The 12667-nt window shown below is 71.8% G+C and carries 19 protein-coding genes and 1 tRNA gene; 15 read left to right on the top strand and 5 right to left on the bottom strand.

All coding sequences use genetic code 11. The features are described 5' to 3' along the window. Positions 1-35 precede the first annotated feature (35 nt). Positions 36-1277, bottom strand: coding sequence for a helix-turn-helix domain-containing protein (locus tag ACFUEL_RS23125; protein WP_380238560.1), 1242 nt, complete (start codon positions 1275-1277; stop codon positions 36-38). After that, positions 1274-1594 (bottom strand): putative quinol monooxygenase, encoded by a 321-nt coding sequence (locus tag ACFUEL_RS23120; protein ID WP_380238558.1) that lies wholly within the window; start codon positions 1592-1594, stop codon positions 1274-1276. The genes ACFUEL_RS23125 and ACFUEL_RS23120 overlap by 4 nt, the downstream gene beginning before the upstream one ends. Positions 1595-1769: 175 nt before the next feature. Here ACFUEL_RS23120 and ACFUEL_RS23115 point away from each other — a divergent pair, with 175 nt between their 5' ends. From ACFUEL_RS23115 to ACFUEL_RS23055, 13 genes are all read left to right on the top strand, one after another. Continuing rightward, the gene (locus ACFUEL_RS23115; protein WP_380238557.1) at positions 1770-2117 is read left to right on the top strand and encodes a hypothetical protein; all 348 of its coding nucleotides are present in this window, start codon (positions 1770-1772) and stop codon (positions 2115-2117) included. Between the two features lie 5 nt (positions 2118-2122). Continuing rightward, entirely contained in the window at positions 2123-3502 is a 1380-nt protein-coding gene (locus tag ACFUEL_RS23110; RefSeq protein WP_380238555.1) for an FtsK/SpoIIIE domain-containing protein, read from the top strand. 80 nt (positions 3503-3582) lie between these two features. Then, positions 3583-3777, top strand: a complete 195-nt coding sequence (locus ACFUEL_RS23105) for a hypothetical protein (RefSeq protein ID WP_380238553.1) — start codon at positions 3583-3585, stop codon at positions 3775-3777. Between the two features lie 74 nt (positions 3778-3851). Beyond that, complete coding sequence (locus tag ACFUEL_RS23100) at positions 3852-4538, top strand: DUF2637 domain-containing protein (protein ID WP_380238551.1); 687 nt, start codon at positions 3852-3854, stop codon at positions 4536-4538. A gap of 19 nt (positions 4539-4557) precedes the next feature. Then, positions 4558-4749 carry a mobile element transfer protein gene (locus ACFUEL_RS23095; protein WP_380238549.1) on the top strand — a complete coding sequence of 64 codons (192 nt, stop codon included), beginning with the start codon at positions 4558-4560 and terminating at the stop codon, positions 4747-4749. 13 nt (positions 4750-4762) lie between these two features. Then, positions 4763-4951: a hypothetical protein gene (locus tag ACFUEL_RS23090; RefSeq protein ID WP_380238548.1), complete on the top strand. Its 189-nt coding sequence runs from the start codon at positions 4763-4765 to the stop codon at positions 4949-4951. Between the two features lie 14 nt (positions 4952-4965). Further along, complete coding sequence (locus ACFUEL_RS23085) at positions 4966-5502, top strand: hypothetical protein (protein ID WP_380238547.1); 537 nt, start codon at positions 4966-4968, stop codon at positions 5500-5502. A 77-nt stretch (positions 5503-5579) separates the two neighbouring features. Continuing rightward, positions 5580-6119: a GGDEF domain-containing protein gene (locus tag ACFUEL_RS23080; RefSeq protein WP_380238545.1), complete on the top strand. Its 540-nt coding sequence runs from the start codon at positions 5580-5582 to the stop codon at positions 6117-6119. Positions 6120-6220: 101 nt separating this feature from the next. Next, positions 6221-6412, top strand: a complete 192-nt coding sequence (locus ACFUEL_RS23075) for a hypothetical protein (protein ID WP_380238543.1) — start codon at positions 6221-6223, stop codon at positions 6410-6412. Between the two features lie 5 nt (positions 6413-6417). Next, complete coding sequence (locus ACFUEL_RS23070; protein WP_380238542.1) at positions 6418-6588, top strand: hypothetical protein; 171 nt, start codon at positions 6418-6420, stop codon at positions 6586-6588. A 59-nt stretch (positions 6589-6647) separates the two neighbouring features. Then, positions 6648-8000, top strand: coding sequence for a replication initiator (locus ACFUEL_RS23065; RefSeq protein ID WP_380238540.1), 1353 nt, complete (start codon positions 6648-6650; stop codon positions 7998-8000). Continuing rightward, complete coding sequence (locus ACFUEL_RS23060) at positions 7993-8217, top strand: excisionase family DNA-binding protein (RefSeq protein ID WP_380238539.1); 225 nt, start codon at positions 7993-7995, stop codon at positions 8215-8217. The genes ACFUEL_RS23065 and ACFUEL_RS23060 overlap by 8 nt, the downstream gene beginning before the upstream one ends. Next, positions 8217-9371 carry a tyrosine-type recombinase/integrase gene (locus tag ACFUEL_RS23055; RefSeq protein ID WP_380238537.1) on the top strand — a complete coding sequence of 385 codons (1155 nt, stop codon included), beginning with the start codon at positions 8217-8219 and terminating at the stop codon, positions 9369-9371. Before ACFUEL_RS23060 ends, ACFUEL_RS23055 begins: the two co-directional genes overlap by 1 nt. A 52-nt stretch (positions 9372-9423) precedes the next feature. Here ACFUEL_RS23055 and ACFUEL_RS23050 read toward each other — a convergent pair. Then, a tRNA-Gly gene (locus tag ACFUEL_RS23050) sits at positions 9424-9497 on the bottom strand. A 157-nt stretch (positions 9498-9654) separates the two neighbouring features. Here ACFUEL_RS23050 and ACFUEL_RS23045 point away from each other — a divergent pair. Together ACFUEL_RS23045 and dcd are read left to right on the top strand one after the other, a co-directional pair. Continuing rightward, entirely contained in the window at positions 9655-9876 is a 222-nt protein-coding gene (locus tag ACFUEL_RS23045) for a hypothetical protein (RefSeq protein ID WP_380238535.1), read from the top strand. Positions 9877-9947: 71 nt separating this feature from the next. Beyond that, a complete protein-coding gene (dcd, locus tag ACFUEL_RS23040; RefSeq protein WP_380238534.1) occupies positions 9948-10523 on the top strand; it encodes a dCTP deaminase in 576 nt (191 codons plus the stop codon). 112 nt (positions 10524-10635) lie between these two features. Here the strand turns inward: dcd and ACFUEL_RS23035 are convergent, their stop codons facing one another. Both ACFUEL_RS23035 and ACFUEL_RS23030 read right to left on the bottom strand, forming a co-directional pair. Further along, positions 10636-11529, bottom strand: coding sequence for a metal-dependent hydrolase (locus ACFUEL_RS23035; RefSeq protein ID WP_380238532.1), 894 nt, complete (start codon positions 11527-11529; stop codon positions 10636-10638). A gap of 67 nt (positions 11530-11596) precedes the next feature. Next, positions 11597-12574: a Yip1 family protein gene (locus ACFUEL_RS23030; RefSeq protein WP_380238530.1), complete on the bottom strand. Its 978-nt coding sequence runs from the start codon at positions 12572-12574 to the stop codon at positions 11597-11599. Between the last annotated feature and the right edge of the window lie 93 nt (positions 12575-12667).

Raw genomic sequence — 12667 nt, 5'->3', positions numbered from 1 at the left:
CGCGCCTTGAACCCGTAGAGAAGGTTTTTACTCACTCACGCCCGGGCGTCAGCTCGCTCCGCGAGATCACGAAGCTCCGGCGTCGCCGATCGCCCTGCGACCAACAGCAGTTCGCGGATCGTGGCTCGTGCAGTGACGTGGGTGTGGATCAGGTCCGGTGACAGCTCTTCTGCCTGGAGCAAGGCGTTCAGGGCTTCACCAAGTTGCCGACGCTGCGTATAAGCCCGGCCGAGGTCGAGAAGCAGTCGCGCCTGCCGTTCGGCCGAGAGCCCCGACGCGTCGATCCGCGTGCCGACGTCGAGCGCTTCGCCCGCATCGCCGAGGTCGACCGCGATCGAGACGGTCTGGATCTCGACGTTGGTGGGCCCGAACTCCAAGTTGAAGTCGTTGCGGTCCTCGCCCAACCGGCGGGCAATCTTCCTTGCACGGTCGAGTTCTTGGCGGGCCCTCGGGCGGTCACCGGAGCGCGCGTTGGACAGCGCCAGCACCAGGTGCAGCGAGCCCGTGACCGACAGAGCCTCGGGGGTCGGCTCGCCCTCCCGGAGGTGCTGCTCCAGCGCATGGAGAGCGGTCGTGGCCGAGTGGTCCGCCTGGTCGTAGTGCTTCAGCCGCACGAATGCCTGCGCGAGCCGGAAGACGCCGGCGAACACCTCCAAGGGCCGGCCGGACTCTTCGGCCGCACGAATCGAACGGTCCGCAGCGATCCAGGCGGCATCGCCCTCGTCCTGGCGAACGAAGGCCGCCGACAACGCCTGGTAGGTCCGGCTGAGCTGCTCCCACATCCGGGGGCGTTGGTCAGCGGGTGCCGTCCGAGCGGCGCGCTCGATCCTCGGCAGCAACGAGCCAAGGGCCTTGCTCAGCTCGGCGAACTGGTTGCTGTGGGTCAGCTCCCACACGCGGTCAACCGCAGCTTGCAGCTCTGCCACGGTGACCGGGGCCTCGGTGGGGTCCGTCACCAGCAGCACCTCGGGCACCGGATGACCCGAGATCAGGAGGCGGGCCTGGTCGAGGTCGTTGGGCTCCTCCGTGGTGGGCACAGCCACAGCAGCGACGGGCGCCGGCGCATCCGGACGAAGGACTTGGAGCGACACGCCCAGGCCGTCAGCGAGCATGCGGAGGACATCGAGCCGGTTCACCGGCTGAATGCCGCGCTCGACCTGCGAGAGCCAACTAGCCGTCCTGCCGATCTCGGCAGCAAGCTGCTTCTGCGTCAGCCCGCGTGCCTCGCGCAGCTCGGCCACCCGCACCCCGAAGGCGCGTCGCTCCTCGGGCGTCATTCCGCCACCGGCCCCTTCCCTGCCGTGGCGGACAGGAACGTCACGTCTACGCCGGACAGGTACTGCTCGCGCTGGGCGAGGAAGTGCTTGGTGTGGGGCTGCTGCTCGTGCTGGTCGAAGGCATCCCGGTCCGCGTACAGCTCGTAGAACACCCGGACGTTCGGCTCCTCCGGAACCGCGTGGACGACGTAGGCGAGCGTCCCGGGCTCCAGAGCCTTGATGCCCGCGAGCGTCTGCTCGACCAAGTCGTCGAAGGCCGCAGCAGCCGCATCGTCACGCAGCTCGAAGCGGACCACCAGACCGAAACCGCTGGTCATGTTCCCTCCTTCAAGTCTTGAGTGCGCGCGCACTTGCGCGCGCAACCAGGCTCGCAGAAGTTCTGCTTCACAGCCACTCGCAGAACTTCTTGACTCGCAGAAAAACTGCGCCTACCTTCATAGAGAAGCTGCTACTCGGCGCACGGGCGCCGGAGCTGACTCAAGGAGTAGGCCCATGGCCACTTTCAAAATCGACCTCTCGACCGCGTTCGTGTTCGTGGTCGTCCCGCCGGCGCTCAAGCTGGTGAGCAAGCAGACCGGTGAGGTGGCGATCGACCGGGAGACCGGTGCGAAGCTCCTGACGGTGGGGCTGACGATCGCCGACGACGGCGAGGCGAACCTCTACAACGTGACCGTGCCGGAGACCGGCGTCTCCGAGGGGCTGGCGGTCGGCATGCCGGTCGCGGTGACCGGGCTCAAGGCGCGGGACTGGGAGAACGAGTTCAACGGCCAGAAGCGGCACGGGATCTCGTTCCGCGCGATGGCGATCACGTCCCTCGTCCCGGCTCCCGCGAAGGTCTGAGCGCCGTGTCCGAGCTGCTGACGCTGGCCGAGGTGGGTGGCCCGCTGGCCGCTGTCGCCGGCGGTGCTGCGTACGCGCGGGCCAAGGCTCCGGCCCTCTACTGGTCGGCGATCGGTCTTCCGGTCACGGCGGCCCGGTTCTCCGCCACCTACGGCAGCACCATGGACGCCTGCGGCCTGACGGTCGAGCCGTCCCGGTTGCGGGTGCTGATCACCCGGGCGACCACCCGGCGGGAGATCCGCCCCGTTCCGCCGAAGATCCGGCGCGTCCGGCCGACATCGACGGGCCTGCGGGTCCGCCTGCGGCTGGCTCCCGGGCAGGAACCGGCGGACGTGGTGGCTTCGGCGGAGCGTCTGCGGCACGCCTGGGGCGTCCACGCCGTGCACGTCTCGGTGGTGAAGCCCGGTGTGATCGAGCTGCGGATGACCGGCTTCGACGTGCTCCGCAAGGTGCGGATGCCGCGTCGGCTGCCGGCCGGTGAGCTGCTGGTCCCGGTGGCCCTGCGGGAGGACGGCACGGCCTTCGTCCGGGACTACCGGGCGGTGCCGCACTGCCTGACCTTGGGTGCGACGCTGACCGGCAAGTCCGTGTACCAGCGCAACCTGATCACCGGGCTCGCCCGGTTGAACGTGGCGCTCGTCGGGATCGACTGCAAGTTCGGTGTCGAGCTGGCTCCGTTCGCGCCCCGTCTGTCGGCTCTGGCCACGGACCCGGGGCAGGCCGGCGCCCTGCTGGACAAGCTCGTTGAAGAGATGGAAGCGCGCTACGACCTGATCCGCAGCCACCAGGGGATCCCCGGATGGGTGGCGGACGACGAGATCACGTCGGACATCTGGGGTCTGCCCGCGCAGCTCCGGCCCGTCCCGCTGGTGCTCGTCGTGGACGAGATCGCCGAACTGTTCCTCGTCGCCACCCGCAAGGACGAGGAACGGCGTGACCACTTGGTCACCCAGTTGATCCGGCTCGCCCAACTCGGCCGTGCCGCCGGGATGTTCGTGGAAGCCTGCGGCCAGCGCTTCGGGTCCGAGCTGGGCAAGGGCGCCACCATGCTCCGCGCCCAGCTCACCGGCCGGGTGGTGCACCGGGTCAACGACAAGGCCACGGCCGACATGGGACTCGGCGACGTCTCGCCCGAGGCTGCGCTCGCCGCCACGCAGATCGCTCCGGAGATGCCCGGAGTCGCGGTGGCCGGTGACTCCTCCGGCGGCTGGTCCCGGATCCGCGCCCCGTACCTGCCCCTCGGGGACGCTGCCCGAGTCTGCCGGGAAACCGCCTACCTCACGCCGGTCCTGCCTGCCCTGGACGCGTTCCGCCCCTACGTCCCGCCGGTGAACACCCCGGCCGGCGGCCCGTCGCTGGTCAAGCCCCGCCCCGTCACAGGCTGATCTTCACGCCCACCGGCGGCGCGACCGCATCCGCGCCACGTCCCTACCCGGCCATGCCCGTTTCCGGAAGGACCGTCCCCATGGCTCCCAGGAAGACCACCCCCGTGAAGGCCGCCAAGGCCAACAACGTGCCGCCCTGCCCGCGCTGCCAAGGCACCGGCTGGGTCACCGAATCGGTCTACGCCGGGCGTACGCGCCGCGAGGTCGGCGAGATGGACGCGATCTGCTCCCGCTGCATGTCCACCGGGATCGACCCCACCCCGGACCGCTACTAGACAGCCGCGCCGGGCGGCCGATTGCTCCCTCGCCCGCCCGGCACCGGCCCGACTCCCGGAAGGAGGACCGACCAGTGCGACTGCCCCGTACGGACGCCGTACTCGTCCAGGCCGTCATCGCCGGCGCCCTGTCCTTCGCTCACCTCCACGACCTCGCCCAGGCCGCCGGACAGTACGGCTGGAAGGCGTGGGCCTACCCCGTCTCGGTGGACCTGCTCCTGGTCGCCGCCTGGCACCGCATGCGCGTCCTGCGAGCCGCCAACTCCCCGGCCTCGGCCGCCTGGACGTGGTTCGCCATCGCCCTGGCCGCCTCGCTCGGCGCGAACGTCGCTACCGCCGGGCTCCTCGACCTCGGCCACGTCCCGGCCTGGCTCCGGATCCTCGTCGCCGGTTGGCCCGCGCTCGCATTCTTCGGCGGCACCCTCCTCGCCCACGGCGCCACCGGCACCACGCAGTCGGCTGAACCCGAGATGGAAAACGAACTCCCGCTCTACGAAACCGAGATCGCGCCTCCGCCGACCACGGTGACCGTCCCGAAGCCGGAGCCGGTCGAAGCGCCGGAAGCGGTGCCCGCGCTCCCCTCTGCGCCACCCTCGCCGCCCCAAGCCGTGCCCGTTCCGGCCGCCTTGGTCGAGCACGCCCGCAAGATCGCCGACGACCACCGCGCCCGCACCGGTACGCCGATCGACCCGGACACCCTCCGCGTCCGCCTCGGCGTCCCGCCGCACTTCGCCGACGCCATCACCGCCCAACTCGCCTGAGTAGGAAGGGAGATCAGCCGTGCCCCGCCCGATCCGCCCCCGCAACACGATCCGCATCGGCCCCGTCCAGGTCGCCACCTACTACGACGGCCGTGGCCGCGAGAAGCACACCGCCGCCTGCACCGCCCCGCGCTGCGGCTTCTCCGCCGACTACGACAGCCGCCCCGCCGCCGAGATCGCTGCCCGCACCCACCGCTGCACCATCCGCTGACAGGAGATCCGTCATGAATGTCACCCTGCCCCTGGTCGTCGTCCTCGGCGCCGGCGTGTGGACCGCCGTCAAGTTCCTGGGCATCCGCCTGTGGGTCGCCGCCCTCATCGCCCTCTTCGGCTTCTACCTCGCCGGGACCTTCCTCGCCCCCGTGATCGACCAGACCACCCGCTCCGGCGTCAACGCCGTCACCCAGAAGTGAAGGGACGGTCCGCCGTGCCCACCGCCGTCTTCACGCCCGGCCCGCTGGTCCTCACCCCGGACACCTCCGGTCTGATCGCCGAAATCGAGGCGTACCTCGCCACCTTCCCCGCCCCGGCCCGGGTCCTCGCCCCGTACGTCTGCCCGCTCGGCAGCACCGTGCAGCCCTGGAACTTCGGCTTCCCGCTGCTCCGTCCGACGCTCCTCGACCGGATCGCCCACCGCCCGGCCCGGCCGACCCCGGTGACCGTCGCGAACCACCTGCGGCTGACCTCCCGCTACCTCAACGCCTACGGCTGGATGCAGGGCGCTCTGTGGGACTCCGCCGGCCGCGTCTGCCTCCTCGGCGCCCAGGCCGCCGTCCTCGCCCACGGCTACGGCACCCCGGACACCGTCCGCCGGGCCCGCAACCAGGTGATGGAGGTCCTGCACGCCACCGGACGGCCCGTCGCCTCCCCGGACGCCTTCAACGACGCCCCCGGCACCCGGCAGGCCGACGTTCACCACCTGCTCGATCGGGCCTCCGCCCGCGCGCTCTCCCTCGGCATCTGACCGGTCTCCGGGGTGGTTGCAAGCCTCCAAGCCATCCCACCACCCCGGAGACCTCGACCCGCTCCGGAAGGACCGCCATGGAACTCGCCCCGCTCCTCGCCGCCGGCGTCCCGTTGGTCGGCTGGACCACCCACAGCACCGTCCTGGCCCGTCGCCTGGCCACCGCCCGCCGCGACCCGCTCACCGGGCTCCTGACCCGCGACGGCTTCACCACCCGGGCCGAGCGGATCATCCGCCGGCACCCCGAGCGCACCACCGTCCTGCTGATCGACCTGGACGACTTCAAGGCCGTCAACGACACCCACGGCCACGCCGCCGGGGACGCCGTCCTCGCTGCAACCGCCCGCCGACTGGCCACCTGGTGCGGCACCGACGGCATCGCCGCCCGCCTCGGCGGAGACGAGTTCGCCGCCGTCGTCCTGGACGCCGAACACCGCGTCCCCGACCTGCGCAACCAGCTCCACCACCCGGTCCCGTACGGCACCGAGCTGCTGAGCGTGAGCGCGTCCGTCGGCACCTCGCACCCGGCGACCCTGCTGCTCACCGAGGCCCTGTCGGCGGCCGACCGCCAGATGTACGCCTCCAAGCCCGGCGCCCGCACCGCGCGCCGCCGCTGAACGAACACCGGTGCCCGGCGCGGCAGCAAGCCTCCAAGCATCCCGCCGCGCCGGGCACCTCAACCCTCCCCGAACCGAAGTCCGCGAAGGAGAGCACCATCATGCCCCAGCACACCCGTCCGGCACGCCTGATCTGCCCGAACTGCGACGGCTTCGCCAGCGCCGCCATCGCCACCGGCCTGCGCCTGACCGACGGCTCCCGGGCCACCGTCCCGGTGAACTGCCCGGCCTGCCACGGAACCGGCACCACCACGGCCCCCGCCCGGCGCGCGCTCACCACCGCCCGGCACTGACCGCCGTGGGCGCCCAATTCGACTGGTCCGACAAACGGCACTGGTCCCCGCGCGCCGAACCCTGCGGCATCTGCGACAAGCCGACCAACCTCCGCTCCGACCGTGGCAAGCCCGCCCACAAGGTCTGCGCGGAGACCTGGACCAACCAGCACGCGAAGCCCACCGACAAGTCCTGATCGCACGGCCCGGAGCCAACTCTTCCGGCTCCGGGCCCGCTGCACCGGAGGTGTTCCACATGGCCGCCACTGCCCCGCCGCCGATCGCCGACCTGACCGCCTTAGCCTCCCTCGGCACCATGCCCGCGCTCATGCGGCAGCTCGCCGGGCTCGGTGGCTGCGGGCGGCCCATCCGCCTCGAAGGCCACCGCACCGAGGTCCACACCGGCACCGGCGAGATCCTGCACCATCTCGACTCGACCGCTCTCGCCGCCGGCCACCTGCTGGTGCGCTGCAACAACCGCCGCACCACCCGCTGCCCCGCCTGCGCGGAGACCTACCGGCGCGACACCTACCACCTGATCACCGCCGGACTCACCGGCGGCAAGGGCACTCCCGCCACGATCACCGCGCACCCCCGCGTCTTCGCCACCTTCACCGCCCCGGGCTTCGGCGCCGTCCACAACCGCCCCTCCACCGGCCGGTGCCGCTGCGGAGCCCAGCACCCGGACGGCGCGGCCGAGTTGGGAAGCCCGATCAACCCGGATACCTACGACTACCGGTCCGCCGTGCTCTGGAACGCGCACGCGGGGAAGATCTGGGCCCGCTTCTCGATCTACCTGCGCCGCGAAGTCGCCAAGCGCGCCGGCCTGTCGCAGCGGGAGTTCCGTGAGCACGCCCGGGTCTCCTTCGCCAAGGTCGCCGAGTACCAGAAGCGCGGCGCCGTCCACTTCCACGCCGTGATCCGGCTGGACGGCCCCGAGGGCGGCAGCACCCCGCCCCCGGCCTGGGCGACTCCCGACCTCCTGGCCGACGCGATCCGGGCCGCCGCCGGCGCCGCCGAGATCCCCGGGCCCGTCCTCGACGGCACGGCCCATACCTTCGCCTTCGGCAAGCAGCTCGACATCCGTACGATCCGGACCAACGACTTCGCGGCCGGCTCCGCGCTCACCGAACGCGCCGTCGCCGCCTACATCGCCAAGTACGCGACCAAGGGCGCCGAGAGCGCCACCGGCACCCTGGACCGGCCGGTGAAGCTCCTCGCCGAACTCGCGGGCCTGGACATCTCCGAGCACGCCCGCCGCCTGATCCGCACCTGCTGGACGCTCGGTGCCCGCCCCGAGCTGGAGGACCTCCGCCTCCGGGCCTGGGCCCACATGCTCGGCTTCCGGGGCCACTTCTCCACCAAGACCCGCCGCTACTCCACCACCCTCGGCGCCCTCCGTGACGCCCGCGCCGCCTGGCGCCGTGCCGAAGCCCTCGGCACCGAACCGCCCGCGCTCACGGGAACCGCAGCTTCGGACGACGAACCGACCACCCTCGTCCTCGCCGACTGGGCCTTCGCCGGCGTCGGTCTGGCTCCCACCGAACGCTGGCTCGTCGACGCGCTCACCCCCGCCCCCGGAACGGAAGGAGAACCCACCCATGCCTGACCGACTGCTGACCGTGGAGGAGGTCGCCCGACTGCTCGGGACCTGGGAAACCAGCGGCGAGCGGTTCCCCCGCCGCTTGATCGCAGAACGTCGCATCGCCTTCGTCAAGGTAGGACGCCTGGTACGGATCTCCGAATCCGCCGTCGCCGCCTACATCGCCGCACGCACCGTCCATCCGATCACCGCTCGCCGCGCCGGCCAGAGGCGGGCAGCCTGATGGCCAACAAGAAGGGTTACCGGCGAAGCTTCGGATCGGTCCGTCAGTATCGCTCCGGTCGATGGACCGCGTCCTACCTAGCTCCGGACGGGTTGGAACACCGCTCACCGGAGACCTTCGAAACGAAGAAGGAGGCAGAAACCTGGCTCTCCCAGGTAGAAGCCGACCTCAGCCGTGGCGACTGGCGCGACCCCAATGCTGGCAAGGTGGCTTTCGAGGAGTACGCGCTGCAGTGGGTCAAGGAACGCGACTTGGCCGCCACCACGGTGGACCTCTACCAGCAGCTCTTGAAGAAGCACATCTTGCCGACCTTCAGGGCTTGGGACCTGGACGAGATCACGCCCCCGCGTGTGCGTACCTGGCGGGCTGAGCGGTTGGGAACGACCGGCCCCACGGTGGTTGCCAAGGCGTACCGCCTCGTGAAGGCGATTCTGGAGACGGCGGTTGACGACGAACTGATCCGGCGGAACCCGTGCCGCATCAAGGGCGCGGGCAAGGAGTCGGCTCCCGAACGGCCCATCGCCACGATCGAGCAGGTGGACGCCGTGGCTGACGCCATGGGTCTCCGCTGGCGCCTGATGGTCTACATCGCGGCCTACGGACCGGCCCGGCCGGAGGAGTTGGCCGAGTTGCGTCGACACGACGTGGACCTTGAGCTGGTCGGCGTCCGGGTCCGCAAGGCAGCCCCCGAGCTGACCAACGGCAAGCGCGTCTTGGGCGACACGAAGTCCGAGGCGGGCAAGCGCTTCATCGTCCTCCCGGAGTTCTTGCGCATCGAACTGGAACGGCACCTGAACTGGTACGCCGAGAAGGAGCCGGACGGGCTGTTGTTCGTCGGCGAGCGCGGCGCCCCGTTCCGCCGTTCGACCTTCGGGCGCAAATGGCGTGCCGCCCGATCCCGGGTGGGCCTTCCGGCGAACTTCCGGTTCTACGACCTGCGCCACACCGGGCACACCCTGGCGACCCGGTCCGGGGCCACGCTGAAGGACACCATGGTCCGCGCCGGCCAGTCCTCCGAGCGCGCCGCGATGATGTACCAGCACTCGGACCTCGACCGGCAGCGGGAGATCGCGGGTGCCCTGGACGCACGGGTCCGCGCCCACCGCCGGGCCGTACAGGAGGGATCTGGTGCGGATCTGGTGCAAGACCCCTGATCCGGTCTAGACAACGAAGAAGCCCCAGGTCGTTGACCTGGGGCTTTCTCTATGGAGCGGGTGACGAGAATCGAACTCGCGCTCTAAGCTTGGGAAGCTCATGTTCTACCATTAAACTACACCCGCAGCTGACGGACCGTCAGTGACGGCCCGATCAAGGACCACTGTACCCCATGGTGCGGGGTGGTGAGCGCAGGGTTTCCGGCGGCGGCGAGCCTGGGCGGGTGGCGTCCGGTAGATCCCCTAATGTGACGCTGTCGGCGGAAGTGTGGGAAGGGGACCGATGGAGCAGCGCACCGTGGTTCGTTGTGCCGAGGGGCACGTGTTCAGTACGACGGCGTTCCCGATGCAGCACTTGCAGGCGGGCCGGTTGGGGCCGGGGCGGTTGTTGCGGTGTCCCCGGTGCGGGCGGTTGCGGAGTTCGGTTCCGGCGGACGTCTCGCAGCTGTCGGCGGACGAACTGGCGCGCGGGCTGCGGCTGGTGGCGGTGGAGTCGCTGGCGTAGCCGGGCGGCCGGAGCGGTCCACGGGGCGGGCGCTTTTGGGGCGCCCGCCCCGTGGCACGTACGCTCGGGGCGTGCTGCTCTCCGACAACGACATCCGTGCCGAGATCGACAAGGGGCGGGTCGTGATCGACCCGTTCGAACCGTCGATGGTCCAGCCGTCGAGCATCGACGTCCGACTGGACCGGTTCTTCCGGGTCTTCGAGAACCACCGCTACCCGCACATCGACCCCTCCGAGGAACAGCCGGACCTGACCCGGCTGGTGGAGCCGGAGGGCGACGAGGCGTTCATCCTGCACCCGGGCGAGTTCGTGCTGGCGTCCACCTACGAGGTGATCACGCTGCCGAACGACGTGGCCTCGCGGTTGGAGGGGAAGTCGAGCCTGGGGCGGCTGGGGCTGCTGACGCACTCGACGGCGGGTTTCATCGACCCGGGGTTCAGCGGGCACGTGACGCTGGAGCTGTCGAACGTGGCGACGCTGCCGATCAAGCTGTACCCGGGGATGAAGATCGGCCAGCTGTGCCTGTTCCGGCTGTCCTCGCCGTCCGAGCACCCGTACGGCTCGGAGCGCTACGGTTCGCGCTACCAGGGGCAGCGCGGCCCGACCGCCTCCCGCTCGCACCTGAACTTCCACCGCACGCAGGTCTGAGGGCGTTGCCACCCGGCACGAGGGCCGATCCCGCCGAACGGGATCGGCCCTCGCCGCGTGCGGGGAGCGGGCGGGCGCAGGCGGACGGGGCGGGCGGCCGGGCGCGGGCGGGTCAGGCGCGGACGGGGGTGGTGACGGCGACGAGTTCGGTGCCGTCCGCGGTGAGGGTGAGGGCGGTGCGCAGGCCGGTGAGTTCGCCGAGGTGGTGCAGGTGGGTGCCGCCGCAGGCGATGGCGGCGGGGCCCTCGGGCAGGTCGGTGTGCCAGCGGCGGCGGGCGGTGAGTTCGGGGCCGGGGGTGTCGATCCGGACCGGGGCGTCGGCGGCGACCCAGGCGGCGAGGCGGGCGTTGACGTCCGCGGTGAGGGCGGGGAGGGCCTCGGCGAGGGCCGGGAGGGTGTCGGTGGCCTCCACCGTGAAGCCCTTCTTCTTCAGGGACTTGCCGATCCGGTAGGTGTCGGTGCTGGCGGTGGTGTCCATCACCGAGCTCGCCATGGCGAGGCTGTCGAAGTCGGGGTGGCCGAGGGCGTCGGCGCGGCCCGGGTCCTTGCGCCAGCGCGGGGCGAGCGCGGCGTTCAGGGCGAGGGCGAGCAGGTGGCAGCCGGTGTGGGCGGCGGAGAGGGCGGACCGGCGGTCGGCGTCGACGGCGAGGTGCGCGGTGCGTCCGACGGCTCCGGGCCCGAGCGCCCCGGCGGGCAGCACGTGCAGCACCAGCCAGGCCCAGTCCTCGTCACCGCGCCGGACCGGAATGTCGGCGCCGACCGCGAACTCCCCGTCGGGCCCGGCCGCGCCGGTGAGGCAGTCGACGACGGGGTGGGCGGCGCCGTCGACGGTGAGGGTGCCGCGGTCGGCGGGCTGGTCGGGCCAGGTGTGGTCGACGGGGTGGAACGGGGTGGCCGCGGTGACCACCGCGGTGCGGCCGTCGGGCAGGGTGTGCACGGCGAGGACGGGCGACTCCCCGCTCACCGCCCCGGCGGGGAAGCTGACGTGGGTGGTGGGCAGGCTCATGCGCGGGCTCCGGGCGGGAAGTGAGGGTGGGTGGAACCACCTCACCCTACAAACCGCCCGGCCCGGCTCAGCCCAGGGTGGGGAGCTTGATCAGGACGAGCAGCGCCAGCAGTTGGACGGCGGCCGCGCCGGCCGCCTTGCCCCAGGGCAGGTCGTGGATCCGGCGCACCATGACGGTCAGCAGCACCGCGCAGCCCACCCAGGTCGCCCAGCCGACCGCCTGCACGACCGGGTTGCCGACCGGGAGGAAGAACGCGAGCAGCAGCCGCGGCGCGTCGGTGGTCCAGCTGATCAGCGCGGCCAGGCCGATCGTGGACTGCCAGGGGCCGTCGCCGCCGGACTGCCGGGCCAGCGCGTACGTCACCGCGGAGAGCACCGAGCCGGCCAGGGTGAAGCCGAGCGCGGCACCGCCGATGGCCCAGAGCGCGACGGCGAAGGTGGAGTGCACCACCTGGTCGTAGGTGGAGTCGATGGCGAAGACCGCGAGCACGCCGTACAGCAGCGACACGCACAGCGCGGGCAGCCACACCTGGTGGTCGCGCATCCGGTCGAAGGTGGCGCTCGGGCTGCGGTAGATCCCGACCAGCAGCTGCCGCCAGGGCAGCCGGGGCCCGCCGGTGTGCGGCGCGGCCTGCCCGCCGGCCCGGTAGACGGCGACGTTGTCCACCGGGGCCGGGTCGTAGCCGTCGCCGTAGCCGTCGCCGTAGCCGCCCTCGTAGCCCTGGTGGCCGCCGTAGCCGTCCTGGCCGCCGTAGCCGTCCTGACCGCCGTACGGGTACTGGCCGTACGGCTGGTCGGCGTACGGCTGGTCCCCGTACGGCTGGTCGGCGTACGGCTGCTCGCCGAACGCGAAGGCCCTGGTGTGGCCGGGCTGGTCGCCGGGCCCGGCCGGCCCGGGGTGGGCGGGGTGCGGGGCGGTGAAGTACTCGGGGGTGCCGGTGGGCGCGCCCCGGTGCGGGTCGCCCTGGGGGGCGCCCGGTCGGGGTGCCGACCAGCCCTGCCGGGGGTCGGCGCCCCGTCCGTCGTCGTGTCGATTGCCAGCCACGCTCCGACGGTACCCGCAAGGGCTGACCCCCCGTCGGGTGATCATGGCGGCGGGGCCGGATTGCAGCCGTCCTGTGACGCTGCGGTCCGGCCC

The organism is Kitasatospora sp. NPDC057198, from assembly GCF_042670125.1.
Classification (GTDB): domain Bacteria; phylum Actinomycetota; class Actinomycetes; order Streptomycetales; family Streptomycetaceae; genus Kitasatospora.
The sequence above is the reverse complement of the archived record's forward strand: the minus strand, read 5'-3'. Positions and strand labels throughout refer to the sequence as shown.